The organism is Cupriavidus gilardii, assembly GCF_013314895.1.
GTDB lineage: Bacteria > Pseudomonadota > Gammaproteobacteria > Burkholderiales > Burkholderiaceae > Cupriavidus > Cupriavidus gilardii_C.
This window is the reverse complement of record NZ_JABTYE010000003.1, coordinates 218042-243043: the sequence shown is the minus strand read 5'-3', so window position 1 is coordinate 243043 and position 25002 is coordinate 218042. Positions and strand designations below refer to the sequence as shown.

The window sequence follows — 25002 nt, the reverse complement described above, 5'->3', positions numbered from 1 at the left end:
TGAAAGCTGGTGGCTACCTGACAAACTTCAGTTCGCGGATGGCTTCCTTTTTCGAAGCTGCCAACGCATGGACGTGATCACGTTTTCTATCGCCGGTTGTACCGCTGTGTGGCTTTTCCGAAGTACTTCCAAAGATCTCCGCGACAAGGAGCGTCTGCGTGAGCAACGCATATTGCAGGTGCTCGCCCATGCCGAGGCGTACGTCGGGCAGGACGAGGCAAAGCTCTTTGAAGCCCTCGGGTCGCCGAGCCAATCCGGCGGCCTGGACTTTGGCCTGGTCTCTCACTGTTGGGAGACGCGAAATGTGAGGGTCTGCGCGTACACGCGCAATGGGCGTTGTGAGGCGTTGGGCGACTGATCGGCATCCAACGCCCTTCAACACGTCGCCGGTCGCCTTCCTGCCAGCAATTCTCCGTACAATGCCGGCTCTCTACTATTGGGATGATGCCCGTGAAAAAGACTGACCTCGAAAAAAACAAAGGCCTGAAGATCGCGAACAGCATGAAGCAGGCAGGCGCCAAGCGCGGCGGCCCGGCGCCGAAGACCGAGCGCCGCGGAGCGGCCGGCAAGAGTGGCAATGGTTTGCTGGGAAAGCTGCTTGGCAAGGCAGTGCCGCCGGAAAAGGGTCAAGACTGAAGGGCACCGCCACGACGCCGCGACGCCCATGTCGTCGTGCGTGTGGAACGGTTCCGCAATCTGTGCGCCTCGAGAATGACCCCGCCAACAACCTATGGCCAAAGCAGCGCCCACATCGTCAGCGTGTTGCCACTGGGCCGGTGCTCTGAGCGGTTTCAGGCGCCTTGCCCGACACCGGCCGGTTGCGCGTCCAGTTAATGAAGCCGTTCAGCATCGGGTGGAACAGCGGATCGTCCAGGCCAGCCATATTGAGGGCCGAATTTTCGATCTGTAGCACCGTTTTCCCGGTCCTGGCGTCAATGGCCTTGAGCGTGCCGTCGAAGCGGTAGCCGCCCTTGAAGATGGCATTCGGCTCGACGATCAGGAAGGGACCAATTTCCTTGCTGAGACTGTTCAGGCCCACCAGATCGGACACGCTTGGCACCTTGCTGCCCAGATCGCGCTCTATGATGATCTTTTCCAGGTCGCTCTTGGTAACGACCTTGTCGAAGGTCCGCATGTCTTTGAAGGCGGATTCAAAGAACTCCTGAAAGCGCGGATTGGGGGTTTCGGCGTTGATCTTCAGGTACAACATCTTCCTGTAGGCCGGGTCGAACTTTTCCTCCACGCGCACCTCTTCGGGCTTCAGTGTGGTGGAGGTTGCGTACATGCCGGTGGTGGCATCGGGCTTCTTGATCTGCAGCGTGGTGTTGCAGCCGGCGAGCAGCGCGGCAAAGAGCAGGGGTATGGCAATACGAAACATCGATCCCTCGCGAGATATAGTGGAATCGATAGTATCGGCAGCTCGTTGGCTCACTTTAGCCGTATTGGGCCATGCTTTCGAGGGGTTGCAACCCGCGAGGCGGACGACCCAATGTACGCTCCGATTTGCAGACCGCCATCCGAATCTGGCTCCGCTCATTCCGCTCCAAACACCAGTGACCGATGTACGGCCACTCCGGCCATCACCCCATCAGAACAGGCCCAGGTTACGCTATGGGCGCCTCGGGTGATATCGCCCGCGGCATAGACGCCTTCCACATTGGTCATCTTCAACTCGTCGGTCCGGATGACCGATCCGAAAGGCGTGTGTTCCAGCGCGCAACCGAGCTGTTGGGCAATGTCGCTGTTCAAGTGGTTACGTGGCCCGATAAAGAGCGCATCGATTTCCTTCGTGCGGCCGTCCGAAAACACGATTGCCGACAGCGCTGCGCCTTCGCCATGCAACGCCTTGATCGTTGCTCGTTCGATCTTCACGCCACGCTGTTCCAACGCCGCGAGCGCGGTTTCATCTGCGTCGGCTTCACCATTCAGATACAGCGTGGTCGGTCCCCACTCGGCAATCAGCATGGCCTGATGGACCGACATCGGCGACATGTTCAGCACGCCCAGGCGTTGATCGCTGAATTCGAAACCATGGCAGTACGGGCAGTGCAGCACGGACTTGCCCCAGCGTTCCTTCAGTCCTGGCAGGTCAGGCAGCTCGTCCGAGATGCCGTACGCCAGCACCAGCCTGGCGCCCTCCACCACTTCTGCGCTCTCCAGTCTCACTGTGAAGGCGCCCAAATCTCCGGTCGCGCTGATGGCCTTGCCTTCCATGAACGTCGTCGTCGGATACGTTGCGACCTGCTGTCGCGCGGTCGCGAGCATGGCGGCGGGATTGCTGCCGTCCTGCGCCAGGAAGCCGTGCGAATGCGTGGCAAAGCGATTGCGCGGGGCGCCCGCGTCGATGATGCAGACCGACCGCCTTGCTCGTGCGATATACGTTGCTGCCGACAGGCCGGCGAAGCTTCCGCCAATCACGATGGCGTCATAGCGCATGGACGTGCTCCAGGTCATGGCGGCCGCCGCGGGCGACCATTCGTTTGTGGAAATCGGCGCTCAGCATGGCGAGCGTGACCTCGCCCAGGCGCGCCAGCAATAGCGCTTCCGCGTCGTCGAAGGCCTGATCGAGCGCGGCGTTGACGGCCTGCTCGACCAGGCAACCGGGCGATTCCGTGCGGTTGCCGATGGCAAGCAGCGAGGGGCAGCCCAGCGCGGTGTAGACGTCGCGCAGCGTGATCCTGGACAGGTCGCAGGCGAGCGTCCAGCCGCCGCCATGTCCCTTTTCCGAGCGGACGTAGCCTTGATCGCGCAGTCCCGCCATGACGCGGCGGATGACTACGGGGTTCGTCTCCATCGCCTTGGCGAGGACCTCGGAGGTGACCGGGCCATCGTGCTCGGCCATATGCAACAGGACGTGGAGCACGCCCGACAGTCTGCTATCGCGTTTCATGGAACTTATGATGTTACATGAAACGCCGAATGTCAAGGCGGCCCGCCGCGATGGCGGCCAATCAGATCCAGATATCGTTCTGCACGGTGCGCTCGCCGCCTTGTTCGCCGGTATTGGGTACCCCGCGCGGCTCGATCAGCAGCAATTTGACTTCTTCGGCCGCAAAGGGCTTGTGTTCGACGCCCTTGGGCACGACCGCCATTTGGCCGGCTCGCAGCACGATGGCGCCATCGCGAAGGTCGATCCGCAATTCGCCGTCGAGCACGATGAAGGTCTCGTCGGTATCGGCGTGCGTATGCCAGATGAAATCGCCTTTGAGCTTGACGACCTTGAACTGGTAGTCATTCATTTCGGCAACGACACGGGGCTGCCAGTGGTCCTCGATCCGGCCGATCTTCGCTATCAAATCGATGGCGACGCCCTGGCCGCGCGAGGCGGGGGCCGCTTGTCTGGTGGCTTGCATGTGGTCTCTCCATGGATGCTGGAGAGGGCAGCGTATGCCGACGCAGGCGCGCCGTCTTGAACGATTGTGCGAGCCGATTCAGCGGCCGTTGGCGGTCCGCACCATGCGCAGCCACCTGGCAGGAGGAATCCCGTACGCCTTGGTGAAGTGCCGCGTCATATGGCTCTGATCCGCAAAACCGGCAGCGGTCGCGCATTCCGCCAGCCCAACGCCGTTCTGCATCAGCCGGCGGGCCGCCTCCAGGCGCCGCATCGTCAGGTAGTGGTAGGGACTGGTGCCGTAGAACGTGCGGAAGTCGCGCGACAGGCTCCAGCGGTCGCGCCCGCAGGCGGCCGCCAGCTCCTCCAGCGTGACGGTGCGATGCGACGCGGCATGTAGATAATCGCGCGCCAGCTGGGCCGCCCGGAAGTCGCAGGAGGGCCGCAGCGGTCTTGCCCCCGACGCGGCGTCGAGCGCGAGGGCAAGCTCCACCATGCCGTCGTCCTGTTCCAGCGGATCCAGCCGGGTACCGGGCTGCTGTAGCAGCGCCTGGGCGGCCGCAAACAGACGCGGATCGTCGGTGATGCCGCCTTCGATGAACGGCAGCGCCTTGCCGCCGAGCACCGCCTGGAATACCGCCGGCTCGACATAGAGCATTCGGTAGTGAAAGCCTTCATCGGTGCCGGCCTGACCATCGTGCGGCTCGTCAGGATGCAGCACGATGGTTTTGCCGGGCAGGCTGGCGCGCAGGCTGCGCCGATACTGGAAGCACTGCACGCCGGCGAGCGTACGGCCGATGGCATAGGTATCGTGCCGATGCATTGCATAGGCGTTGCCGGCGAAGAAGGCCTCGATACGCTCGACGCCTTGCGACGGCTCGGCGCGATGCACCCAATCGGGGCGTTCACCACGACGTCTTGTCATGATCGAGCAGGGCCGTTGCGGGAATGAAGCGTATCAAAGCGTGTCATTGTCTGCAGAATGTATAGCCTTGCGCCTGCTCCCGCAATCCGCTGTAATCCCGGGGCGCGTCCTGCGCCGCGTCGCCGAACAATAACCGAATAACGAGACAAGCGAATCCCCCGTGTTGAAAACCCGAATTGGCATTCTTGCCCTGGCGATTTCCGCCCATGCTGTTCCCGCCTTTGCGCAATCCGCAGTGAACCGCGACGAGTTCTATTGGCTCGGCGAAATCAACAAGGCCACGACCGTTATCAACACGGATGAAGGGCTATTGGACAAGGCGCTCGCCCCGCGCATCGCGTCGGGCATCGCCAAGGTGCTGGAAGACGGCAATCGACCGGGTGGCAAGCGACCTTCCACGGTGATCACCTTCGAGCCGTTGCTGATTCAGGCAGCCGGCGTCGAGGTGACATTGCTGCATGCGGGACGATCCAGCCAGGACATGCACGCAACCTACCGGGCCGCGATCCTGCGGGACAATCTGCTGAGCCTGGCCGATCAGTTGAACAAGACCAGCCGTTCGCTGGTGTCGCTGGCGGAAAAGCATGCCAATACCATCGTGCCGAATTACACCAATGGCGTGGCGGCGCAGCCGAACAGCCTTGGCCACTATCTGCTCGGCCATGCCGCGGGCCTCGAGCGCGACGCCCAGCGAATTCGCGAGGCCTATGCTCGCATCGACCGCTCGCCGATGGGGACCACGGTATTGAACGGCACCAGCTGGCCGCTGAATCGCGCGCGGATGGCGGACTATCTCGGCTTCTCCGCGATCGTCGACAACGCCTACGATGCCGCGCAGATTTCCTCGACCGAGCAGCCCGTCGAGGTTGGCGCGATCGTGACCGGCATTGCGCTGCACGCGGGCAATTTCATCGAAGACGTGATGACGCAGTATGCACAGTCGCGTCCGTGGATGCTGCTGCAGGAAGGCGGCAGCAATACCTATGTCTCCAGCGCGATGCCGCAGAAGCGCAATCCCGGCCTGCTGAACACGACGCGCCGGCACGCCTCGACCGCGGTCACGCTGGCGATGGGACCGGTGATTCAGGCGCACAACATCACGCCCGGAATGGGCGACGCCAAGGAGGTCAAGCCCAACAGCGAAATGGTGCAGAGCGCGATCCGCGTGCTGCAAGGCTGGGACAAGATCCTCAACGCGCTGGTGATCAGCCCCGAGCGCGCGCTGGAGGAACTGAACAGCGACTGGACCGCTTCGCAGGAGCTGGCCGATGTGCTGATGCGCAAATACAAGCTGCCGTTCCGCGTGGGCCATCATTTCGCATCGGAAATCGTCGATTACGCGAAAGCAAACAATATCCGGCCCAGCGAATTTCCGTATGCGCAGGCGCAGCGCATCTATGCGGAGGCGGTCAAGGGCCAGGGGCCGGCGCAATTGCCGATGAGCGAAGCGGAATTCCGCGCGACCCTCGATCCGGTGGCGATCGTCCGTCATCGCGCCACCGTTGGCGGTCCGCAGCCTGCCGAGATGGAGCGGATGTTGAAGGCGGCAAAACAGACGCTCGCGCAGCAGGACGCCTGGATCAAGGAAAAGCGTGGCCGGATCGATGCCTCGCTGGCGCGGCTGGATCGGGATTTCAGCAAGCTGGCGAAATCCGGTAACTGACAAGGCCGGCAACTGAAAAGCCCGCGGCGCGATGTCAGCCCTGTGATATCCGGTCGATCAGCCGCTGCGCATCGAATGGCGCCTTGACCTTCTGATCGTTATCAAAGTAGCAATAGACATCGCGTCGCGCCGCCTTGCGTGCCTGGATCGGCGAGATCCGCCTGGCGTCGTCCGGCTCTCCGCCGGCACCCCATGCGGTCAGACGCTCGGCCCAGCGATCGAGCGCGGGGTCCGAATACGCACCACCGTACAAGGTCTCCGTGCCGTGCAGCCGCAGATAGACGAAATCCGCGGTCACGTCCTCGACGTAGGGCCAGTCGGCCACCGCATCGGAGACCACCAGCGCGACACGATGCTTGCGCAGCAGCGCAGGGAATTCGGGCGTGCAGAAGCTGGCGTGACGGATCTCGATGGCGTGGCGCAGACGACGATTGCGCGTCGCCTCGAACCACGGCTGCTTGACGCGGCCGTCATGCTGGCTGGCCAACTCCCGGGCCTCGTCGGTGGTACGGGGCAGCAACGCCAGGAAGCGTTCCAGCCGTTCGGGCTTGAAGCTGAAATTCGGCGGGAATTGCCACAGGAACGGCCCCAGCTTTTCCTGCAGCGCCAGCACGCCTGAGGCAAAGAAATTCGCGATCGCGGGCCGCGCCTTTTCATCGCGGAAGCGCAGCATGTGGGTCAGATAGCGCGGCCCCTTGACGCTGAAGACAAAGCCGGGCGGCGTGGCCTCATACCAGGCCCGATAGCTGCCGATGGTCTGCAGCGAATAGTGAGAGCCATTGATTTCGATCGTATCGACGGCACGCGCCGCGAATTCGAGTTCGCGCGCCTGGGCCAGTCCCTTCGGATAGAAGACGCCACGCCAGCCTTCGTAACGCCATCCCGAGATGCCGATTCGAATAGTCATCGGATTGCGCCGGCGACGGGCCATCCGCATCGGGCGGTGCCGTTGGCCTTGCCGGGCGTCGAATGATCGATACGGCCGATCATACGTCGATCACGGGCGAATAACAGGTGCCGCGACGTCCACGGCGCACGTAGGAACCGGCCTACGCCAGTCTCCGCTGCGCACCGATCCCTGCCGCCCGGTATGGCCCCTACATTGCACTTAAGCCGCAGCCGATCGCGGCAATTGCCAGGAGCCGGGTTATGTCGTTTGCGCTATTCCTGATTGGACTGTTGATTCTTGTCGGCGGCATTGCATGGGGCCTGATTACGGCCGGCGTGCCGGAGACCTACGTCGCCATCGCCTGTGTGATCGTGCTGGGCCTTGGCATCATGGGCGCGGTGTCGCGCACCCGTACCAAGGACCCGTCATAACGGACTCGGGCCGCAGTCACGCACGCGGCGAATCGGGCGAAGGAGCCGAAGGCGGCGATGGCGGCGATGGCGGCGGTGGCTGTAGCGGTGCCGCCACCGTCCGGATCGCCGCGGCGCGCTGGCTCAGCCACATGCTGGCCAACACCAGCACCATGCCCGCCAATTGCGGCGCGCTGAGCCACTGATCCAGCAAGCCCCATCCCAACAGCACCGCGCTCAGCGGGCTCAGAAAGCCCAACGATGCCACCACGGACGGCTCGAGCCGCGCGATGCCGCGAAACCACAGCACGTAGGTCAGCGCGGCGCCGATCAATCCCAGATAGAGAAAGCCGAGCACATTGGCCTGCGTCACCTGGCCGAGCGGCGGTTCGATCCACAGCGCGACGGGCAGCAGAAGGATGCCGCCCGCCACCAGTTGCCACGCGGTAAAGGTCAGCGCGGACACCGGCGGTTGCCAGCGCCGCGTCAGCACCGTGCCGAGCGCCATCGAGGCGGCGCCCAGCAGCCCCGCGGCCACACCGGCGACATCGAGCGCGGCCTTGGGCGTCAATACCAGCAGGGCCACGCCGACCATGCCGCCAATCGCGGCAATGACGGCGGCCGGCCGGATCGCGCTGCCCAGCAGCAGCCGGGAAAACAGGATCACGATCAGCGGCTGCACCGCGCCCAGCGTGGCCGCGACGCCGCCCGGCAAACGGTAGGCGGCGACGAACAGCATCGCCCAGAACACCGAGAAATTCAGCGCCCCGAGCACGAATACGCGCAGCCACCAGCCGCGCTGGGGCAACTGGCGGACCCACAGCAACAGCAGCAGACCGGCGGGCAGCGCGCGCAGCATCGCCACCGTCAGCGGATAACCATCGGGCAGCAGGCCGGTGGTGACGACATAGGTGCTGCCCCAGATCGCCGGGGCCAGGCCGGTCAGCAGCAGATCGGTGGCGCGGTTCATGATGTGCGCCTCAGGCGAAATCGAGCACTTCGGCCAGCGGGCGGCGCGGCTTCTGCGGCCAGTTGCCCGGCGCCGCATGGCCGACCGCTACCAGGATGGCGGGAACCTCGTCCGGCCGCAGCCCGAACTCTCGCGCTACGCCTTGCGGATCGAAGCCGGTCATCGGGCCCGTTGCGAGGCCCATGCCCTGCGCCGCCAGCATCAAGGTGGCTGCGCCCAGCGACGCGGTGCGAATGGCCTCGTCGCGCCGGCTCTGCGGCTGCTCCAGATATTGGCCGCGGGCCGCATCGACCCAGGCCTGCACCATGCCGGCTGGCATCAACCCGGCTTCGACCGACGGCTGAAGGCGCTGCGCCAGCGTGGCGGGATCGGCCAGCACGCCGCAAACGATAAAGACCACCGCTGCGTCCGTGACCTTGGGCTGGTTCCACGCGACCGCGCGAAGGCGTGTCTTGGCTTGCGTGGTCCGGACCGCGATAAAGCGCCAGTTCTGCAGGTTGTAGGCAGTCGGTGCCCTGGTCGCGAGGGCGGTCAGCGCTTCGATCTGCGCATCGGACAGCGGGCGCGAAGCGTCGAAGAAATTGGCGGAGATGCGTTGTTCGATGGCGTCGAGGACGGGACGGTTCATGGCGTTCTGGCTCCGGAGGATGTGGTCAGGTTCAATTCGGCGCGACGACGGGATGGCTCGCGTTTGTTCACGATCCAAGATTAATGGCCGTTCTCGCGCGTTGAAATATGCGATATGCTCACCACAATATTTACTGCCAGTGAATAATCTGTGGACCATTTGACGGCGCTGCGTGTATTCCGGGAAGTCGTCGAGCGCAATGGCTTTGCCGCGGCGGCGCGGCGTCTTTGCCTGTCGCCGGCGGCGGTCAGCAAGAATATCGGCGAGCTGGAGGCGCATCTGTCCACGCGGCTGCTCAATCGCACCACGCGGCGGCTGAGCCTGACCGAAGCGGGCCAGCAGTACTACACGCAGATCGCGCAGATCCTCGACGATCTGGACGAGGCCGACCGCGCGCTGGGACCGATGCAGAGCGAGCCGACCGGCACGCTGCGCGTCAGCGCGCCGATGTCGCTGACATTGACGCAATTGGCCGATGCCATTCCGCAGTTTCTGTGCCGCTATCCGCAACTATCGCTCGATCTGCGCCTGGACGATCGCCGCGTCGACCTCGTCAAGGAGGGCTTCGACGTGGCCATTCGCGGCAGTGACAAGCTGGAAGATTCGAGCCTGGTTGCGCGCAAGCTGATGTCGATGACACATGTGTTGTGCGGTGCCCCGGCGTATTTCTCGCGTCACGGCATGCCGGATTCGCCGGAAGCGCTGCGCCAGCACGAATGCGTGCAGTTCAGTTTGTCCGGGCACGCGAAGCTATGGAGCTTCCGAAAGAACGATGTGCAGGTCGATGTGCCGATCGACGGCCGCTACAAGGTCACGTCGAGCCTGGCGGTGCGCGAGGCGCTGCTGGCGGGCTTCGGCATCAGCCTGATTCCGCTGATCTATGTCCGCGAGGATATCGAGCGCGGGCGTCTGGTGACCGCGCTGGACGACTGGTCCACGGTCGAGACGCATGTCTATGCGGTCTATCCGTCCCGGCGATACCTCAATTCGAAGGTCCGCGCGTTCGTCGATTTTCTGATCGAGACGTTGGCCTGAGCGTTCAGTCGAGCCTTAACCTGCGTTCAAGGCAGCCATGCGGTGCGGGGAGGGCAAGCCGTCCTAGACTGGCTTCGTCCTGTCCGACCCACACCAAAAAAAGGCTGCGCCCCATGATCCGTGTTCTTTCCTTGCGCCGGCTTTGCGCCTGCCTGACGCTGGCCGTTGCGACGCCGCTGGCCTTCGCGCAGTCCGCTTCTTCGTCGAGCGGCGGCTACCCGGAGCGTCCTATCCGCATGCTGATCGGACAAGCCGCCGGCGGCGCCGTCGACACGATCGCCCGCATGCTGGCCGAACGTCTGGGCGCCGCGCTGCGGCAGCCTGTGGTGGTGGAGAACCGGCCCGGCGCCGGCGCGATGATCGCGGCGGAAGCGGTGGCGCGCGCACCGGCGGATGGCTACACGCTGGCCCTGCTGGACGAGGGGGCGCTGACCGTCAATCCGGTGCTGCAGAAAAAGATCGCCTACGACGTCCTCAAGGATTTCAGTTATCTCGGCACCGTTGCGCGCATCCCGCTGGTGATGGTGGCGCATCCCTCGCTGAACGTGGCGACGCCCGACGAATTGACGCGCTACAGCAAGGCGCATCCGGCGGCGCTGAGCTACGCATCGGCGGGCGTCGGCAGTCCGCCGCATCTCGCCTTCGAGGCCTACAAACAGCAGTCCGGCGCGATCGTCGCGCATTTGCCTTATCGCGGCGGCGCGCCGGCGCTGGCCGATGTGGTGGCCGGCCACGTGCATCTGACCTTTATCGACACCAACCTGGGCAGCCAGTATGCGAAGAGCGGTCGCATCAAGCCAATCGCGGTGTCCACGCGTCAGCGCAGCCCCTTGCTGCCCGCCGTGCCGACGTTCGAAGAGGCTGGCCTGAAGGGCTTCGAGTTTGCGCCGTGGGTCGGCCTGGTGGGACCGGCCGGATTGCCGGCCGCGGTCGTCGAGCGCATGACCAACGCGCTGCAGACTGTGCTGGCAGACCGCGACCTGCTGGCGCGCCTGCGCGGCAGCGGCTTCGAACCCTTCGCCACCGGTGGCGCCGCATTCGCCGCGCTGATTCGGCAGGATCTCGACGCCCGACGCACCTTGATCCGCGAACGCAATATCCGGCTCGAGAACTGAGCCGATCGCCCCGCCTTCCGCCAAACCTTCATCGCTTTCCGCCATGACCAAAACCTTGTTGCTCGATGCCGTACCCGGCGCCAATGTCGGCGCCGACCGCGACACCTTCGTCGATGCCTGTCTGATTCTTGCCGCGCAGGGCCATGCCGCGGGGCTGGCCGGACAGATCACGATGCGGGATCCCGATTCGGGCGGCATGGTCACGCTAGCGCTCGGTACGGGCATGGAAGAGGCCAGCGCTGCGACCGTGCTGGTGGTCGATGCCGAGCTGAACACGCTGATGGGCAAGGGCAGGGCCAATCCCGGTGTGCGGTTTCATGGCTGGATCTATCGCCACCATCCGCAGGTCAAGGCGATCGTGCATACGCACCCTCCTGCGCTGTCGGCGCTGTCGATGCTCGGCATCCCGATGCCGGTCGCGCATATGGATGCGGCGATGTTCCACGACGATTGCGGCTTTCTGGCGCACTGGCCTGGGGTGCCAACCGGGGACGATGAGGGCGCACTGATCTCCAGCGCGCTGGCCGGGCGGCGTACCGCCTTCCTCGTCAATCACGGCGCCGTCTGTACCGGCGCGACCTTGCAGGAGGCGGTCTATTTGAACGTGTTCGCCGAGCGCAACGCCCGCATGTGTCTGGATGCGCTGGCGGCCGGCGCGCTGCAGCCGGTCGATCCGGAGGCGGCACGCGAGGCGCACGACTTCCTGCTGCAGCCGGCGATCGTCGACGCGACCTTCGCGTACTGGGCGCGCCAGGCGCGCGCCGCCCTGTGTCGTTGATGCGGGCTATCGCGTCCCGATTCGCGCCGCGGCGGATTCGACCGCACGGATGGCGCGGCTGACCGCCTGGCTCGGGCTCGCGCCGCTGCGGTGGATCAGCACCACGTGGCGGTCCAGGTTTGCCCCTTCGATGGTGAGCCGATGCAGCCCGCGCGAGGCGATAGCGCTATCCGGCAGATCGCGCGGCAGGATGGTGGTGCCGACTCCGTGCATCGCCAGGTCGAGCGACATGCTGACCGAGTTGCTCTCCACCGCGATCGACAAGGGCGCCGGCAGCTCGCGTTCGATCACGCGGCGCAACGCGTAAGGCCGGGGCGGCACGATCAGCGGGCGCTGCGCCAGCGCCGCGACGCTCACCGTATCGGACGCAGCATCGCCAGGCTCGCGGCTATAGGCGGCGACATGCTCGATGCACAGCCGCCGCAGCGTGACCGCGTCGGTATCGACGGCCAGGTCGTAGACCAGCCCGATGTCGGCGAGGCCGCGCTCCACCCGCTCCACCACATCGGGTGAGCTGGCGTTGAATACGCCGAGCGTGATGCGCGGATGCGCTGCGCGCAGCGAGGCGACGACCTGCGGGATCAGATAGGCTGCCAGCGTATTGACGGTGGCGATGGTGACGCGCCCATAGCCGCCGGCCGACGCCTGCCGCGCGACGTCGAGCGCGCTGTCGACCATGCCGAATCCCTGATCGATGTCGCCGACCAGACGTTCCCCTAGCGGCGTCGGCCGCATGCCGCGCCCGTGGCGATCGAACAGGGGCGCACCGAGGAACGCTTCGAGCGCCGCGACCTGCTTGCTGACCGCGGCCTGCGTGATGCCCAGCGAAGTCGAGGCGGCACGCAGCGATCCGGCACGGGCGACGGCGAGAAAGGTGCGAAGCAGGCGGTCTTTGTCTTGCATCGAGTGGGCGCTGGAGAGTATCCGACGGAGCACGCGCTTCGCCGCGTCAGCATTGGAATCGATTCGACCGGCGCTGTCCATCCGGACGCATGCTATGGTTGCAACAGCGTTCCATCGAACCCATGCCCGCCGCCCAATTCCAGCTTCTTCCCTGTGCGCTGCCCGGTGTGCTCGCCGTCAAGGCCAGCTCGCGGCACCGCTTCGCGCGCCATACGCACGAGCAATTCGGCATTGGCGTGCTCGAGCGCGGCGCGCAGCGCTCGGCCAGCGGGCGCGGCGAGGTCGAGGCGGTGGCCGGGGATATCATCACCGTCAATCCCGGCGAGGTGCACGACGGCATGCCGCTGGACGAGGCCGGGCGTGCATGGCGCATCCTGTATTTCAATCCCGAGATCGTTGCGCCGGTCTGTCACGATGTCAGCGAAGGGGCGGCCAGCCTCGGGGAATTCCTGTTGCCGGTGATCAGCGATCGCGCTTCGGCGACGGTCTTCGCGCAATTGTTCGAGGCGATGACAGGTGGCGACTCGCCCGATGCCACCCTGCGTCGCGACAGCCTGTTGCTGATGCTGCTGGCGCGCACGATGGATTGCCGGCGCAGCCCGCTCGAGGGCAACGGCACGCCCGCGGCCGTTGCGCATGCCCTGGCGCGCATCGACGACGATCCGTCGATGCCGGTGTCGCTGGACGATCTTGCCAACGCCAGTGGGCTGAGCCGCTTCCAGGTGCTGCGCGCCTTTACCCGGGCCACCGGGCTGACGCCGCATGCCTACCTGGTACAGCGTCGGATCGACCTGGCGCGTCGCCTGATCGCGCGCGGCGAGCCGCTGGCCGATGCGGCGATCGGCAGCGGGTTTGCCGATCAGAGCCATATGACGCGCATCTTCGTGCGGAAATACGGCCTGTCACCCAGCGCCTATGCCGCGGTCATAGGGCGGCATAGGCGCTGAACGGGAGACGCCTCGGCCCGCCCCGAGGCGCCGATTCGCCTAGCGGTCCGCCGCGGCAACGCGTATGCCCATACCCACCAGCGCGACACCGGCGATGCCGTCCAGCGAACGCCGTACGGGAGCGCGGCGCAGCGCGGCACCGGCGACGCCGATGAACGCCGAGTACGCGGTCAGCCATAGAAAAGTCATCAATGCGAACACCATTCCAAGCATGACGAAGTGCATCAGCGCGCCGTGCCCGTGTGGGGCGAACTGCGGCAGCACGCTGGCAAAGAACACCGCCATCTTGGGATTGGCCAGATCGTTGATCACGCCCTGACGGAACGCTGCGACGGTGCTGAGCGGGCGGCCCGCACCGGACAGCGCTCCGGCCGCGCCGGTCTCGTCGCCCCGCAGGCTGGCGCGCAGCGATTGCACGCCAAGATAGACGAGATATCCTGCGCCGAGCCAGCGGAGCGCCTGGAACACCGGCTCCGAAGCGATCAGGATGGCGACCAGCCCCAGGCCTGTCGCCGTCGCCCACACCAGCTGGCCGGCAGCGATGCCGGCCCCGGTCGCGATCCCCGCGGCCCGGCCGCCGGCGATCGCATTGCGGATAGTCAGTGCGGTATCCGGGCCCGGTGTGACGATCACCAGAACCGAGATCGCGAGAAACGACAAGAACGAGGCGCTGTCCATATTGGCTCCTGTGGCAGGTCCGGCTCGACAGCCGTGCAGTGCGAGCCGATGCCGCCGTCGCGGCGATCGGCAGAGTTTGCCAGCAGTCCGCCACCTTTGGGGGCAGTAAGGTTTTCGGCAGCGGCGAAATCCCTTTGCCGACATACGTAAGGCACGGTAGAACGCCGCTGCAATTTCGTTCAAGACGCCTGCCACGCCGCGGCCTAGCCTGAGGCATCCAACGATGCGGAGGCAGGCCATGTCCAACAAGACCGAAGGTTATTTCTATCTGGCGCTGGCCATGATCCTGGTCGGCAGTACCGTCATTGCCAGCAAGGTCATCGCCGCGGGGATCCCGCCGTTTACCGCGACGGCGCTGCGCTTTGCCATCGCGTTGCCCGGCTTCCTGCTGCTGATGAAGCTGACCGGCACGCGGCTGCCGACCATCGGCCGTGGCGATGGGCTGCTGCTCGTACTGCAGGCGGTAGCGGGCAGCGTCGGCTATACCACCTTGCTGATCTCGGGCCTGCGGATGACCTCGGCCGCGGATGCCGGCGTGATCATCGGCACGCTGCCGGTGGTGTCGGCGCTGGTGTCGATCGTCGTGCTGAAGGAGCGCCCGGGCGTCGCCCTGCTGCTCGCCATCGGGCTGGCGACGGCCGGCGTGCTGGCGGTGGCGGTACCGGGAGAGGGTGCCGATGGCGGTCGGGGGACGTGGCTTGGCAACGCCTTGGTGATGGGCGCGGTGGTTTGCGAGAGCCTGTTCATTCTGCTGAACAAGCGGCTGCGCCAACCGCTGCAGCCGCTGGCTTTGTCGACCGTGATGACGGCGATCGGCCTGGCGGCGTCGATCGTTCCGGCACTGCTGTTCGAGGCGCCATGGCGGCATGGGCTGCCAAGCGGCGCGCTGACGGCCGTGCTGTACTACGCGCTGGTGCCGACCGTGGCGGGCTTCGTGCTCTGGTATGCGGGCTCGGCGCGCACCACTGGCAGCGAGGCATCGCTGTTCACGGCACTGGCGCCGATATCGGCCGTGGCGATGGCCTTTCTGCTGCTGGGTGAATCGGTCACCACAGGTCAGCTCGTCGGCATTGGCTGCGTGGTGGTCGCCGTGCTGAGCCTGGTGTTGGTCGGGAACCGGAACCCTGGCCGACTGCGCAAGAGCGGATGTGGCAAGGGCGCGTGCGAGTTAGCGAAGCGATCCTGAGCGCTCGGCGCCGGCCGGGGGCAGATACGCTCGCGGCGTCGTGCCGAGATAGCGCCGGAACACCGCGATAAAGCTGCTGACGCTGGCATAGCCAAGATCGAGTGCGATGGCCGTGACGCTGTGGCCGGCGGCGAGCCGCTCCATCGCCGCAAGCAGGCGCATCTGCTGGCGCCACTGGCCGACGGTCCATCCGGTCTCGACCTGGAAGCGCCGGGTCAGCGTGCGGCGGCTCATGCCGATGCGCGATGCCCAGCCGTCGAGATCGGTATTGTCGTCCGGCGCTGCCAGCATTCGCGTCGCCATCCGTACCAGCCGGGGCTCGCGCGGCATCGGCAGGAACAGCGTCTGCCCCGGCGCGCGCGCGAACGCATCGGCAAACACGGCGAGGTAGTGATCGAGGGCCGTGCCGGTCGGCGGCGCGTCGCCGGTCAGCGCGACGAGCAGCGCCTCCAGCAGCGGCGACAGCCTTGCCACCTTGACCGTGTCCGGCATGGCGGTGCGGCTCCACGCGCCGTCGAAATACAGGCTGGTACCGGCCATGCCGCCTTGCACGCTGGCGCCATGCACCATGCCGGGCGGGATCCAGGCGATGCAGCCGGTGGGCATGACCCAACGGCCACCGTCGGCTTCGATGACGACCACGCCGGCCTGTATCGTGAAGAGCTGTCCATCGTCATGACGATGTGGACGGCGCTCGCGGATGCCGGCGTGCGACAGCCGGCGGGTTTGCTTCAGCGACACGATCGTTGGAATGCTTGGCCCGATTGAATTATCGACTGGCATTCTAGCGTTAGCGGGCAAGGTGGGCTCTCCCTAGACTGCCTGCATCGCCCGATACCGGATATCAAGGAGGCCATTCGATGACACGTGTCACCCCATCCCAACCGTTTGTCGAGACCCGCGGAGAGCGCGCATGAAGCCCGAAACCATGCTCCCGGACGATCTCGATGCCGTTCAGGCCAACGGCATCACCGTACGCAAGGGCAGTGTCGGCGCATTCCTCGCGAGCTGGCGCGTGCTGTCCAATCCGGCGCAGTCCGACGAGAGCCGTGCCGCGGCGAAAGACGACCTGATCGCGCTGATTCCGGCGCTGACCGCGCTGGGTCTGTTCGATGTGCTCGAACCGCGCGATCCGCAACTGCGCGAGCTGATGGCACAAGGCCGCGGCGGCGCCTGAGCGCTCGCCGCGGCCACGTGCCGCCTTGAACCCGATACGGGTGCGGATCAGACCAGCGTCAGCCGCACGTCGATATTGCCGCGCGTCGCGTTCGAATACGGGCAGACGACGTGGGCCTTGTCGACCAGCGCCTGCGCGGTTTCACGCGCCACGCCGGGAATCGAGATCTGCAGCTCGACCTCGATGCCGAAGCCGGTCGGGATCTGGCCGATGCCGACGTTGCCGGTGATCGTAGTCTCGGCGGGCAGGGCGACCTTCTCGCGGCCGGCGACGAACTTCAGCGCGCCCAGGAAGCAGGCGGAGTAGCCGGCGGCGAACAGTTGCTCCGGGTTGGTGCCGGGCCCGCCGGCGCCGCCCAGTTCGCGCGGCGTGCTGAGCTTGACCTCGAGCGCGCCATCGGACGAGACGGCGCGGCCATCCCGGCCTCCGGTGGCTTGAGCCTGGGCGCGGTACAGGACTTTTTCGATCGACATGGTTGGCTCCTTCAAGTTTGTTGGCCAGATTACTACTGCAAGATAGGGCGCTATTGCATAGCGCGCTATATAAATCGGTAAAAAGGCCGGGCGAGGCCGCGCTCCGGCGCGGCTCAGTCGCCCGTGCTGTCGGCGATCTTCGCCGTCACGCTATCGAGCTTGCGCTTCAGGCTGGTCAGTTCCTCGACGCTGCAGGCGGACGCGCACAACACCGAGTCGGGGACCCTGGCGGCCTGCGCCTTCAACGCGCGGCCGGCCTTGGTCAGGCTGACGATGACCTGCCGCTCGTCCGCCGCCGCACGGGCGCGCGACACCAGCTCCTGGGTCTCCAGGCGCTTGAGCAACGGCGTCAGCGTGGCCGAGTCCAGATTGAGCCGGGCACCGATTTCCGACACCGTCAGGCCGTCCTGTTCCCACAGCACCATCATCACCAGGTATTGCGGGTAGGTCAGGCCCAGCGGGCGCAGCAGCTTGCGGTACAGCTTGTTCAGCGCCAGCGAGGCCGAATAGACCGAGAAACAGAACTGCCGATCCAGCAGCAGCGCAGTGGCAGGGTCGATCCGGGGGTTCGATGCAGCGTTCATGGAGCAAAATATAGATCGTGCACGATTGAATAGCAAGAAATTTATTTGCCAGGTGACGGGATGCGCTCGCAAATCCCGTCACCCCGCCATTCAGGCCGCCACCTCCATCAACGCATCCACTACCACCACGCCGTCGGGACTCGCCATCACCGGGTTCAGGTCCACCGACCGGACCGCGCCGCCCGCGGCGTGCACCATCCTGCCGACCGCCACCGCGGTGCGGCACAGCGCGGCCATGTCCACGGCCGCTTCGCCACGCACACCGGCCAGCAGCGGGGCGATGCGCAGCGTCCGCAGCGCACGGGCGACATCGTCTTCCTCGCAGGTCGCCAGCAGTACTGCGGTGTCGCGCAGCACCTCGACATACTTGCCGCCGTCGCCGACCACCAACACGGCGCCGAATACCGGGTCCCAGTGTGCGCCGATCATGCATTCGCGCTGGCCGCGCACCATCGCCGCGACGATGACGCCCTCGGCCTCGACGCCCATGCCCGCCAGCGTTCCCATCTGTCGCTCGAATGCCGCGACGATCGAATCGGCGTCGTTGCAGCCGAGCGCGACCAGGCCGTGTTCGCTCTTGTGCGGCACCGCAGCCGCGCAGGCCTTGACGGCTACCGGTCCACCGAGCGCACGCCAGGCCGCCACCGCCTCATCGGCGCTGCGGCACAGGCGATGGGCGACGACCGGAACGCCGGCCTCGGCCAAGCGTGCGAGGCTGGCCGCTTCGCTCAGCGTCGCCGAGGGCGACGAGACGTCGGGCGCAACCGCCGCGGGCGGTGCCGGTGGACGCGCGAACAGCTCCGCCAGCCGCAGCCGATGCGCGCGCCACTGGCTCAGCGCCGGCAGCGCTTCACCGGCATTGGCGTAGACCGGTACCCCGCGCTGCCGGAACGGTGCGGCCACGCTCTGCTGCCACGCGGCGACCGCGATCGGCTTGCCGCTGGTATCGGCAAAAGTCGCGGCATCGGTGGCAAAGCGCTCGATGTCGTAGCCCATGCCGGCCACCGGGATATCGAGCAGCACCATATCGGCGGCCGCATCGCGCGCGATCACCGGCAGCACTTCGCCGAACAATGCGCTGTTGGTCAGCAGGGCCGCGGTGACATCGACAGGATTGGCGGTCGCGGCAAAGCCGGGCAGGCGTTCGGCCAGCGCGGACTGGGTCTGCGCCGCCAGCGGCGCCATCGACAGTCCGCACGATTCGGCGGCGTCGGCGGCCATCACGCAGCTCGCGCCGGAATTGCTGACCACCACGAGGCCGCAGCCCTGCGGCTGCCAGTCGCGCAGATACAGCGGTGCGCAGCGCGCCAAGGCATGGGCGTCGTCGACGCGCCAGATGCCGTGATGCGCGAGGAAGGCATCGACAGCACGGTCCTCATTGGCCAGCGCCCCGGTGTGCGAAGCGGCCGCGCGCTGGCCCGCGCTGGTGCGCCCGGCCTTGACCGCGACGATCGGCACGCCGCGTGCGCGCGCCACCGCGCCCGCCTGCGCCAACGTGGCCGGATCGTTCAGCGTTTCGAGATACAGCAGCATCAGCTGCACGTCGTGATCGTGCGCGACGGCCAGCGCCAGGTCGCTGACCGTGACATCCGCCTGATTGCCGGTCGCATGCATGTGGCGCACGCCGATGCCCTGATGGCGCAGCAGGCCGTAGACCATCGCCCCCATGCCGCCGCTCTGGCTGATCACCGCGACCGGGCCATCCTGCGGCGGTACTTCGATGAACATCGTCGAGAAGCTGGCGATCGCGCCGCTGCCGAAATTGGCCAGACCCTGGCTGTTCGGGCCGACCATGCGCAGGCCCGCCGCACGTGCGATGTCCACCATCTTCTGCTGCTGGCGCCGGCCTTCCTCGCCCGCTTCGCCGAAGCCCGAGGCGATCACGATGGCTGCCGCCACGCCGAGCCGCGCGCAATCGCTGACGGCCTGCACGGCGGCCTCGCCGGCGACCACGACGATGGCCAGCTCCGGCGCTTCGGGCAGCGCGTCGAGCGAGGCGTAGCTGCGCAGGCCCTGGATCGTGTCGCGCTGCGGATTGATCGGATACAGCGTGCCGCGGTACCCATGCTGCTGCATGTAGTGGATGGGCCGGCCGCCGATCTTGTGGATGTGGTCCGATGCGCCGATCACCGCGATCGAGCGCGGCGTCAGCAGGGCCTGCAGGCCACGGGGGAGAGAAGCTGGCATTATCGTTGTCCTGTGAGTCGATGCGTTCCGTGAAGGCGAAGGTCAGTCGATGGTCGCGCCAGAGGTCTTGACCACGCCGGCCCATTTGTCGATCTCGGCGCCGAGAAAACGGCCGGTGGCATCGGGCGAAGTCCACTCGGCACCGAAGCCCTGCGTGGCGAAGCGGGAGCGGACCTCGGCATCGTCGAGCACGGCGCGCAGCGCCTGGCTCAGCGTGTCGATCGCCGGGGCCGGCGTGCCGGCCGGCGCCAGCAGCGCGTTCCATGCGGTGGCCTCGTAGCCCGCCAGTCCGGCCTCGGCGATGGTCGGCACATCCGGCGCGGCCGGCGAACGCCTGGCGCTGGTCACTGCCAAGGCCTTGAGCTTGCCGTCGCGCACGAACGGCATCGCCGACAGCATGGTGTCGAACATCACGGTGGCCTGGCCGCCGATCACATCGGTCAGGGCGGGCGCGCTGCCCTTGTACGGCACGTGCGTCATGCGCACGCCGGCCATCGCGTTGAACAGTTCGGCCGACAGATGGGTCGACTGGCCATTGCCCGAGCTGGCGAAGGTGACCTGCCCAGGCTTGGTTTTGGCCAGCGCGATCAGCTCGGCGACATTGCGCGCCGGCGTCGACGGCGCGGTGACGAGCACCAGCGGCCCGCGCGTCAGCAGGCTGACCGGCGCGAAGTCGCGCCGCGTGTCGTAACCGGGCTTGCGGAACAGCGTCATGTTGATCGCGTGGGCGGTGGTTGCCACCAGCAGGGTGTAGCCGTCGGGCGCTGCCTTTGCGACGGCCTCTGCGCCGATATTGCCGCCGGCACCTGGCCGGTTCTCGACCACCACGGGTTGCCCGAGCCGTTCGCCGAGCTTCTGCCCGACCACGCGCGCGACGATGTCGGTGGGACCGCCGGGCGGATAGGGCACCACCATGCGGATCGGGCGAGCGGGCCAGGTTTCGGCATGGCCGGGCCGCGGCAGCAGCGCGCACAGCGCGCCGAGCGCCAGCGCGGCAAGCAGTGTGCGGCGGGCATGCCGCTGCAATACGGATAACGAAGGGGCGAGCGCGGCCCGCCGATACGGATGGTTCGGCTGCATCTGTGTCTCCATGTGTGGTTGTCTTCGTGTGCGGGCCGGCCTTTGATGCCGGCCGACCGGTGGCGAGGCGCGCCGACGCTATTCCCGCTGAAATCGCAGCAGCGTGCGCTCGCCATGGCGGAAGAAGCCGACGCGGACGCGATCGCCGATCGCGACGCCCGGCTCGGCATGGCCCATTACGCGCGGCCCTTCGTCGAGCGTGGCCAGCACCAGCGTGTAGGGCACCAGTGCACGAAAGCTGTCGTCCGGCGCGCGCGCGACCTCCGTCACGGCGTAGACGGTGGCGCCGCCGGCGGCATCGCGCCAACCGAGCCGGACGCTGCCGCAGCGCTGGCAGGCATGGCGCTCCAGCGACTGCGCCGCGCCACAGTCGCCGCACGACTGATAGCGGACGCGGCCCGCTGCGAGACCCTCGGCATAGGGATGAAGCCCTTCGGCAAGGGCGCAATCAGCGGAATTGGCTGAGATCGGCATTACAGGGCCTCCAGCACCAGGCTGACATGGGACGACAGCACGCCGCCGTCGGCATGAAACAGTGCGCGTCGACGTGGGCCGAGCTGACGGTCGCCGGCACGGCCTGCGAGCTGCCGCGTCGCCTCGGCCAGATGCATCAGGCCGCCGGCGACGCCCGAATGGCCGAACGCCAGCAGCCCGCCATGCGTGTTGAGCGGCAGCGCGCCATCGACGCCGAAGTCGCCGGCCAGCAGGCGCGCATGGGCGCCGCCGCGCGGCGCCAGCCCGATTTCTTCGAGCAGCATCAGCAGCGTGATGGTGAACGAGTCGTAGATCGCCAGATAATCGAGCGCATCGACACCGATGCCGGCCTCGCCCAGCGCTCGCGTTGCGGCTTCGCCGGCTCCGGTCGACATCACGCTGTCGATCGCGCACAGATGCTGATGGCGATGCGCCTGTCCCGCGCCGGCGATGCGCACCGGCCGGCCAGGCCCCGGCTCCGCCGACACCACCAGCGCGACCGCGCCATCGGAGATCGGACAGCAGTCGGACAGCAGCAGCGGCGTCGCCACCGGCTTGGCGGCGCAAGCGGCCGCGGCGTTCAGTGGTTCGCGCAGATGCGCGTCGGGATGCGTGCCCGCATGCTGGCGCATCAGCACCGCGAAATCCGCCAGTGCGTCGCGCGCAAGACCGGTCTCCATCAGGTAGCGTGAGGCCAGCAGCGCGTAGTACGCCGGCACCGACGCGCCGTTGGGCACTTCGACCTGCGGCTCGCCGACCTGGGCCAGCGTCTGCACCGACTGGTCGCGGCTTTGTCCGCTGAGGCGGTTTTCGCCGGCCACCACCAGCACATGGCGGCAACGGCCGGCACGCACCAGCTCGCGGGCCAGCATCGCCATCGCGCCGCCGGTTGCGCCACCGGCCGCCATGCCGTGCGCGTAGGCGGGCCTGAGCGACGCGTATTCGCAGAAGCGGTCGGCCAGCATCAGGTGCGGCAGCGTGGTCGCGTAGCCGCACAGTACGCCGTCGATATCGCCGCGCGACAGCTCGGCCTCGGCCAGCGCCGCGTCGGCGGCCTGCGCCATCAGCGTCAGCGGCGTGCTGCCCGGCAGGCGTCCGAAGCGTGTATTGCCGGCGCCGCGCAGCCACGCGGCGCGTTGCATGAAGTCGCTCATATCACGCTCATATCAGGCTCATGTCAGGCTCATGTCAGGCTCATGTCAGCGCTTCAGCAGCGGACACTTCGACTGGGACGGCGGAATGAACGCCTGATCGCCGGGAACCGTGGCCAGCACCTTGTAGTAGTCCCACGGATACTTCGATTCGGCCGGGGATTTCACCTCGAACAGGTACATGTCGTGGACCATGCGCCCGTCCTCGCGGATGCGGCCATTGGCGGTGAAGAAGTCCTGGATGGGCATGGCCTTCATCTGCTTCATCACCGCGGCGGTCTCGTCGGTGCCGGCCGCCTGCACGGCCTTCAGATAGTGCATCACCGAGGAATAGACGCCGGCCTGGCTCATGTTGGGCATCTTCTTGAGCTTGTCGAAGTAGCGGCGCGACCATTTCCGCGTGGCGTCGTTCATGTCCCAATAGAAGGCCTCGGTCAGCACCAGGCCGGATGCGGTCTTCAGGCCGATCGCGTGAATGTCGTTGATATAGAGCAGCAGGCCGGCGAGTTTCTGCTTGTTGTCGCGCGTCAGGCCGAACTCGTGCGCGGCCTTGATCGCGTTGACCGAGTCGCCGCCGGCGTTGGCCAGACCCACGACCTGCGCCTTGCTGGCCTGCGCCTGCAGCAGATACGAGGCGAAGTCGCTGGCGCCGATCGGATGGCGCGCGGCGCCGAGCACCTTGCCGCCAGCCTCGGTGACCACGGTCGTGGCCGAGTCCTGCAGCGTATGCCCGAAGGCGTAGTCGGCGGTCAGGAAATACCAGCTCTTGCCGCCGCGCTGGACCATCGCGCGTGCAGTGGTATTGGCCAGCGCGTAAGTGTCGTAGGCGTAGTGCACCGAGATTGGCGTGCACAAGTCGTTGGTCAGCCGTTCGGTGCCGGGACCGGAGAACACCACGATGCGGTTCTTCTGCTTGGCGACTTCGAGCACCGCCAGCGCCGGGGCCGACGCGGCCACATCGAGAATCGCGTCGACGCGGTCGGTGTCGAACCATTCGCGCGCCTTGTTGGCGGCGATGTCAGCCTTGTTCTGATGATCGGCGACCACCAGCTCGATCTTGCGGCCGAGCACCTTGCCGCCGAAATCGTCGATCGCCATCTGCGCCGCGGTCGCGCTGCCGCGGCCGGTCACATCGGCATAGAGGCCGCTCATGTCGAGGATCAGGCCGACCTTGACCAGATCGTCCGACAGCGTAGCCTTCGGCTGGGCCTGTGCGTGTGCCGTGCCGCCAAGCGCCAGAGCGCAGGTACCGATCATGCCGGCGAGCAGGCGAGGAACAAGGCCGGCGGTGCGCCGGCGTGCAGGGAATGGCTTCATATCGCGGGTCTCCTCCGGATCGTTGTGTCGCCGCTCAGACGGTGGCGATCGGCGTGGTGGGCGAACCGACCGCCCCTGGCAGGCGCAGCGGCGGCGCCGTCAGCATGAAGCGGGTGCGGCGGTTCTCGCGCAGCCATTGGGCCAGTTCGCGCAGATACCAGAGTTCGCCCAGCGGCAGGCCCAGCTTGAACAGGCAGTGGTGGTGCAGCGGCAGCAGCGGATGTGGGCCCGGCCCGTTGGCGGGCCGCGCGGGATAGCGCTCGACCGCGTAGTTGTCGGCGATCAGCGCGGCGATGCCGGCGTCGGTGATCCACTGCAGCAGCTTGTCGTCGCGTCCGTCGAGCGCGCTGCAGCTGTGGTGCAGCACGTTCTCGTCGGGCTCGCGCTGCATCGACAGCACCACCTCGGCAAAGCCGGTGCGCAGCAACAGCATGTCGCCGCGCTCGACCTCGACCCGGTCCGCTTCCATTGCGCGCATCAGCTCGTCGTAGCCGATATCGCGGAAATCGGTGCCGTAGCAGTGCGCCAGATCGACCAGCACGCCCCGGCCCTGGATGCCCTTGACGGCAAAGTTTTCGATGCCGAGCGCGCGGGCCTCGCTGTGCTCGTGGTTGCAGCCGTGCGCGGCAAAGTGATCGTCCTCGGCGTAGTCGACCGGCCCGACGATATGTTCGTTGGCGCGATAGCCGTTGTAGTAGACGCGCTCGGCGCGGCCGTCGCCGTCGGCATCGAACAGCGCGCCCACATGGGCCAGCGAGTCCCATTGCGTCGAGTATTGCAGCGACAGCAGCACCTGATCGTCGCTGATCACATCGGTCGCGGCGGCATCCACCTTGGCCAGCGGGAAATTGACATAGGGCAGATCGTCGCGGAAGGTCGGACGCAGAGCCGGCGGATGGCGGCGCGGGTTGAGCTTGTTGCCGCCGGGGTAGTCGAGCGGCAGCGACAGGCAGAAGCTCAGGCCCGCCTGGATCTCCTGCGCGCCCTTGCGGACCTGTTCGGGGCCGATCAGATTGAGTCGCCCGATCTGGTCGTCGGGACCGAAGTCGCCCCAGGTCGAGCCCTCGGGGCGTTGTTTCCAGCGCATGCCTGATGTCTCCA

At 66.6% G+C, this 25002-nt stretch carries 29 protein-coding genes; 10 read left to right on the top strand and 19 right to left on the bottom strand.

All coding sequences use genetic code 11. The features are described from left to right. Positions 1-67 precede the first annotated feature (67 nt). The gene (locus HTY53_RS04425) at positions 68-358 is read left to right on the top strand and encodes a hypothetical protein (RefSeq protein ID WP_174105237.1); all 291 of its coding nucleotides are present in this window, start codon (positions 68-70) and stop codon (positions 356-358) included. 83 nt (positions 359-441) lie between these two features. Next, positions 442-636 (top strand): hypothetical protein, encoded by a 195-nt coding sequence (locus tag HTY53_RS04420; protein WP_174105236.1) that lies wholly within the window; start codon positions 442-444, stop codon positions 634-636. Positions 637-754: 118 nt separating this feature from the next. On the opposite strand, the gene HTY53_RS04415 is transcribed toward HTY53_RS04420, so the two are convergent. The 5 genes from HTY53_RS04415 to HTY53_RS04395 all read right to left on the bottom strand — a co-directional run bounded on the left by HTY53_RS04415 (position 755) and on the right by HTY53_RS04395 (position 4256). After that, complete coding sequence (locus HTY53_RS04415; protein ID WP_174105235.1) at positions 755-1378, bottom strand: hypothetical protein; 624 nt, start codon at positions 1376-1378, stop codon at positions 755-757. Between the two features lie 155 nt (positions 1379-1533). Further along, positions 1534-2436, bottom strand: a complete 903-nt coding sequence (locus HTY53_RS04410) for an NAD(P)/FAD-dependent oxidoreductase (RefSeq protein WP_174105234.1) — start codon at positions 2434-2436, stop codon at positions 1534-1536. After that, on the bottom strand, positions 2426-2890 hold the full coding sequence (locus HTY53_RS04405; protein WP_174105339.1) for an Rrf2 family transcriptional regulator: 465 nt from the start codon (positions 2888-2890) through the stop codon (positions 2426-2428). Before HTY53_RS04405 ends, HTY53_RS04410 begins: the two co-directional genes overlap by 11 nt. 61 nt (positions 2891-2951) lie before the next feature. Further along, the gene (locus tag HTY53_RS04400) at positions 2952-3353 is read right to left on the bottom strand and encodes a cupin domain-containing protein (protein WP_174105233.1); all 402 of its coding nucleotides are present in this window, start codon (positions 3351-3353) and stop codon (positions 2952-2954) included. Positions 3354-3431: 78 nt separating this feature from the next. Next, entirely contained in the window at positions 3432-4256 is an 825-nt protein-coding gene (locus tag HTY53_RS04395) for a helix-turn-helix domain-containing protein (RefSeq protein WP_174105232.1), read from the bottom strand. A gap of 160 nt (positions 4257-4416) precedes the next feature. On the opposite strand from HTY53_RS04395, the gene HTY53_RS04390 reads away from it, so the two are divergent. Next, positions 4417-5919 (top strand): argininosuccinate lyase, encoded by a 1503-nt coding sequence (locus tag HTY53_RS04390; RefSeq protein ID WP_174105231.1) that lies wholly within the window; start codon positions 4417-4419, stop codon positions 5917-5919. Between the two features lie 34 nt (positions 5920-5953). Here the strand turns inward: HTY53_RS04390 and HTY53_RS04385 are convergent, their stop codons facing one another. After that, a complete protein-coding gene (locus HTY53_RS04385; RefSeq protein WP_174105230.1) occupies positions 5954-6826 on the bottom strand; it encodes a DUF72 domain-containing protein in 873 nt (290 codons plus the stop codon). 242 nt (positions 6827-7068) lie between these two features. Between HTY53_RS04385 and HTY53_RS04380 the strand changes: the two genes are divergently transcribed. Continuing rightward, a complete protein-coding gene (locus HTY53_RS04380; protein WP_006576660.1) occupies positions 7069-7239 on the top strand; it encodes a hypothetical protein in 171 nt (56 codons plus the stop codon). A 16-nt stretch (positions 7240-7255) separates the two neighbouring features. On the opposite strand, the gene HTY53_RS04375 is transcribed toward HTY53_RS04380, so the two are convergent. Together HTY53_RS04375 and HTY53_RS04370 are read right to left on the bottom strand one after the other, a co-directional pair. Next, positions 7256-8188: an EamA family transporter gene (locus tag HTY53_RS04375; RefSeq protein ID WP_174105229.1), complete on the bottom strand. Its 933-nt coding sequence runs from the start codon at positions 8186-8188 to the stop codon at positions 7256-7258. Between the two features lie 10 nt (positions 8189-8198). Further along, positions 8199-8816 carry a nitroreductase family protein gene (locus HTY53_RS04370; RefSeq protein WP_174105228.1) on the bottom strand — a complete coding sequence of 206 codons (618 nt, stop codon included), beginning with the start codon at positions 8814-8816 and terminating at the stop codon, positions 8199-8201. Positions 8817-8966: 150 nt separating this feature from the next. On the opposite strand from HTY53_RS04370, the gene HTY53_RS04365 reads away from it, so the two are divergent. The 3 genes from HTY53_RS04365 to HTY53_RS04355 all read left to right on the top strand — a co-directional run bounded on the left by HTY53_RS04365 (position 8967) and on the right by HTY53_RS04355 (position 11744). Then, the gene (locus HTY53_RS04365) at positions 8967-9851 is read left to right on the top strand and encodes a LysR family transcriptional regulator (protein WP_174105227.1); all 885 of its coding nucleotides are present in this window, start codon (positions 8967-8969) and stop codon (positions 9849-9851) included. A 113-nt stretch (positions 9852-9964) separates the two neighbouring features. Next, on the top strand, positions 9965-10966 hold the full coding sequence (locus HTY53_RS04360) for a tripartite tricarboxylate transporter substrate-binding protein (protein WP_174105226.1): 1002 nt from the start codon (positions 9965-9967) through the stop codon (positions 10964-10966). Between the two features lie 43 nt (positions 10967-11009). Continuing rightward, positions 11010-11744 carry an aldolase gene (locus HTY53_RS04355; protein WP_174105225.1) on the top strand — a complete coding sequence of 245 codons (735 nt, stop codon included), beginning with the start codon at positions 11010-11012 and terminating at the stop codon, positions 11742-11744. Between the two features lie 6 nt (positions 11745-11750). Here HTY53_RS04355 and HTY53_RS04350 read toward each other — a convergent pair whose 3' ends face one another. Beyond that, positions 11751-12647, bottom strand: a complete 897-nt coding sequence (locus HTY53_RS04350; protein WP_174105224.1) for a LysR family transcriptional regulator — start codon at positions 12645-12647, stop codon at positions 11751-11753. A 122-nt stretch (positions 12648-12769) separates the two neighbouring features. On the opposite strand from HTY53_RS04350, the gene HTY53_RS04345 reads away from it, so the two are divergent. Continuing rightward, positions 12770-13594 carry an AraC family transcriptional regulator gene (locus tag HTY53_RS04345; RefSeq protein WP_174105223.1) on the top strand — a complete coding sequence of 275 codons (825 nt, stop codon included), beginning with the start codon at positions 12770-12772 and terminating at the stop codon, positions 13592-13594. Positions 13595-13633: 39 nt separating this feature from the next. On the opposite strand, the gene HTY53_RS04340 is transcribed toward HTY53_RS04345, so the two are convergent. Continuing rightward, entirely contained in the window at positions 13634-14272 is a 639-nt protein-coding gene (locus HTY53_RS04340; protein ID WP_174105222.1) for a LysE family translocator, read from the bottom strand. Between the two features lie 238 nt (positions 14273-14510). Here HTY53_RS04340 and HTY53_RS04335 point away from each other — a divergent pair, with 238 nt between their 5' ends. After that, a complete protein-coding gene (locus tag HTY53_RS04335; RefSeq protein ID WP_174105221.1) occupies positions 14511-15458 on the top strand; it encodes a DMT family transporter in 948 nt (315 codons plus the stop codon). On the opposite strand, the gene HTY53_RS04330 is transcribed toward HTY53_RS04335, so the two are convergent. Beyond that, on the bottom strand, positions 15441-16199 hold the full coding sequence (locus HTY53_RS04330) for a helix-turn-helix transcriptional regulator (protein ID WP_174105220.1): 759 nt from the start codon (positions 16197-16199) through the stop codon (positions 15441-15443). The genes HTY53_RS04335 and HTY53_RS04330 overlap by 18 nt on opposite strands. Positions 16200-16371: 172 nt before the next feature. Here HTY53_RS04330 and HTY53_RS04325 point away from each other — a divergent pair, with 172 nt between their 5' ends. Then, positions 16372-16635, top strand: a complete 264-nt coding sequence (locus HTY53_RS04325; RefSeq protein WP_174105219.1) for a hypothetical protein — start codon at positions 16372-16374, stop codon at positions 16633-16635. Between the two features lie 47 nt (positions 16636-16682). Here HTY53_RS04325 and HTY53_RS04320 read toward each other — a convergent pair whose 3' ends face one another. The 8 genes from HTY53_RS04320 to HTY53_RS04285 all read right to left on the bottom strand — a co-directional run bounded on the left by HTY53_RS04320 (position 16683) and on the right by HTY53_RS04285 (position 24988). Then, positions 16683-17108, bottom strand: a complete 426-nt coding sequence (locus HTY53_RS04320; protein WP_149316340.1) for an organic hydroperoxide resistance protein — start codon at positions 17106-17108, stop codon at positions 16683-16685. 113 nt (positions 17109-17221) lie between these two features. Continuing rightward, positions 17222-17692, bottom strand: a complete 471-nt coding sequence (locus HTY53_RS04315; protein WP_174105218.1) for a MarR family winged helix-turn-helix transcriptional regulator — start codon at positions 17690-17692, stop codon at positions 17222-17224. 90 nt (positions 17693-17782) lie between these two features. Beyond that, positions 17783-19879 carry an acetate--CoA ligase family protein gene (locus HTY53_RS04310; RefSeq protein ID WP_174105217.1) on the bottom strand — a complete coding sequence of 699 codons (2097 nt, stop codon included), beginning with the start codon at positions 19877-19879 and terminating at the stop codon, positions 17783-17785. A 42-nt stretch (positions 19880-19921) separates the two neighbouring features. Beyond that, positions 19922-20959, bottom strand: coding sequence for a tripartite tricarboxylate transporter substrate binding protein (locus tag HTY53_RS04305; protein WP_254599803.1), 1038 nt, complete (start codon positions 20957-20959; stop codon positions 19922-19924). 78 nt (positions 20960-21037) lie between these two features. Then, complete coding sequence (locus HTY53_RS04300; RefSeq protein WP_174105216.1) at positions 21038-21433, bottom strand: Zn-ribbon domain-containing OB-fold protein; 396 nt, start codon at positions 21431-21433, stop codon at positions 21038-21040. Beyond that, positions 21433-22575: a thiolase family protein gene (locus tag HTY53_RS04295; RefSeq protein ID WP_174105337.1), complete on the bottom strand. Its 1143-nt coding sequence runs from the start codon at positions 22573-22575 to the stop codon at positions 21433-21435. Before HTY53_RS04295 ends, HTY53_RS04300 begins: the two co-directional genes overlap by 1 nt. Positions 22576-22632: 57 nt before the next feature. Continuing rightward, positions 22633-23841, bottom strand: a complete 1209-nt coding sequence (locus HTY53_RS04290; RefSeq protein WP_238512223.1) for an ABC transporter substrate-binding protein — start codon at positions 23839-23841, stop codon at positions 22633-22635. A 94-nt stretch (positions 23842-23935) separates the two neighbouring features. Then, entirely contained in the window at positions 23936-24988 is a 1053-nt protein-coding gene (locus HTY53_RS04285; RefSeq protein WP_174105214.1) for a cyclase family protein, read from the bottom strand. Between the last annotated feature and the right edge of the window lie 14 nt (positions 24989-25002).

Coding starts and splice junctions, on each gene's coding strand:
- HTY53_RS04370 (WP_174105228.1), bottom strand. CDS start 8,816: ATGAACCGTCCCGTCCTCGACGCCATCGAACAACGCATCTCCGCCAAT.
- HTY53_RS04375 (WP_174105229.1), bottom strand. CDS start 8,188: ATGAACCGCGCCACCGATCTGCTGCTGACCGGCCTGGCCCCGGCGATC.
- HTY53_RS04385 (WP_174105230.1), bottom strand. CDS start 6,826: ATGACTATTCGAATCGGCATCTCGGGATGGCGTTACGAAGGCTGGCGT.
- HTY53_RS04405 (WP_174105339.1), bottom strand. CDS start 2,890: ATGAAACGCGATAGCAGACTGTCGGGCGTGCTCCACGTCCTGTTGCAT.
- HTY53_RS04345 (WP_174105223.1), top strand. CDS start 12,770: ATGCCCGCCGCCCAATTCCAGCTTCTTCCCTGTGCGCTGCCCGGTGTG.
- HTY53_RS04310 (WP_174105217.1), bottom strand. CDS start 19,879: ATGCCAGCTTCTCTCCCCCGTGGCCTGCAGGCCCTGCTGACGCCGCGC.
- HTY53_RS04425 (WP_174105237.1), top strand. CDS start 68: ATGGACGTGATCACGTTTTCTATCGCCGGTTGTACCGCTGTGTGGCTT.
- HTY53_RS04325 (WP_174105219.1), top strand. CDS start 16,372: ATGAAGCCCGAAACCATGCTCCCGGACGATCTCGATGCCGTTCAGGCC.
- HTY53_RS04285 (WP_174105214.1), bottom strand. CDS start 24,988: ATGCGCTGGAAACAACGCCCCGAGGGCTCGACCTGGGGCGACTTCGGT.
- HTY53_RS04315 (WP_174105218.1), bottom strand. CDS start 17,692: ATGAACGCTGCATCGAACCCCCGGATCGACCCTGCCACTGCGCTGCTG.
- HTY53_RS04295 (WP_174105337.1), bottom strand. CDS start 22,575: ATGCAACGCGCCGCGTGGCTGCGCGGCGCCGGCAATACACGCTTCGGA.
- HTY53_RS04415 (WP_174105235.1), bottom strand. CDS start 1,378: ATGTTTCGTATTGCCATACCCCTGCTCTTTGCCGCGCTGCTCGCCGGC.
- HTY53_RS04355 (WP_174105225.1), top strand. CDS start 11,010: ATGACCAAAACCTTGTTGCTCGATGCCGTACCCGGCGCCAATGTCGGC.
- HTY53_RS04300 (WP_174105216.1), bottom strand. CDS start 21,433: ATGCCGATCTCAGCCAATTCCGCTGATTGCGCCCTTGCCGAAGGGCTT.
- HTY53_RS04420 (WP_174105236.1), top strand. CDS start 442: ATGATGCCCGTGAAAAAGACTGACCTCGAAAAAAACAAAGGCCTGAAG.
- HTY53_RS04320 (WP_149316340.1), bottom strand. CDS start 17,108: ATGTCGATCGAAAAAGTCCTGTACCGCGCCCAGGCTCAAGCCACCGGA.
- HTY53_RS04360 (WP_174105226.1), top strand. CDS start 9,965: ATGATCCGTGTTCTTTCCTTGCGCCGGCTTTGCGCCTGCCTGACGCTG.
- HTY53_RS04305 (WP_254599803.1), bottom strand. CDS start 20,959: ATGCAGCCGAACCATCCGTATCGGCGGGCCGCGCTCGCCCCTTCGTTA.
- HTY53_RS04400 (WP_174105233.1), bottom strand. CDS start 3,353: ATGCAAGCCACCAGACAAGCGGCCCCCGCCTCGCGCGGCCAGGGCGTC.
- HTY53_RS04410 (WP_174105234.1), bottom strand. CDS start 2,436: ATGCGCTATGACGCCATCGTGATTGGCGGAAGCTTCGCCGGCCTGTCG.
- HTY53_RS04350 (WP_174105224.1), bottom strand. CDS start 12,647: ATGCAAGACAAAGACCGCCTGCTTCGCACCTTTCTCGCCGTCGCCCGT.
- HTY53_RS04290 (WP_238512223.1), bottom strand. CDS start 23,841: ATGATCGGTACCTGCGCTCTGGCGCTTGGCGGCACGGCACACGCACAG.
- HTY53_RS04335 (WP_174105221.1), top strand. CDS start 14,511: ATGTCCAACAAGACCGAAGGTTATTTCTATCTGGCGCTGGCCATGATC.
- HTY53_RS04395 (WP_174105232.1), bottom strand. CDS start 4,256: ATGACAAGACGTCGTGGTGAACGCCCCGATTGGGTGCATCGCGCCGAG.
- HTY53_RS04340 (WP_174105222.1), bottom strand. CDS start 14,272: ATGGACAGCGCCTCGTTCTTGTCGTTTCTCGCGATCTCGGTTCTGGTG.
- HTY53_RS04380 (WP_006576660.1), top strand. CDS start 7,069: ATGTCGTTTGCGCTATTCCTGATTGGACTGTTGATTCTTGTCGGCGGC.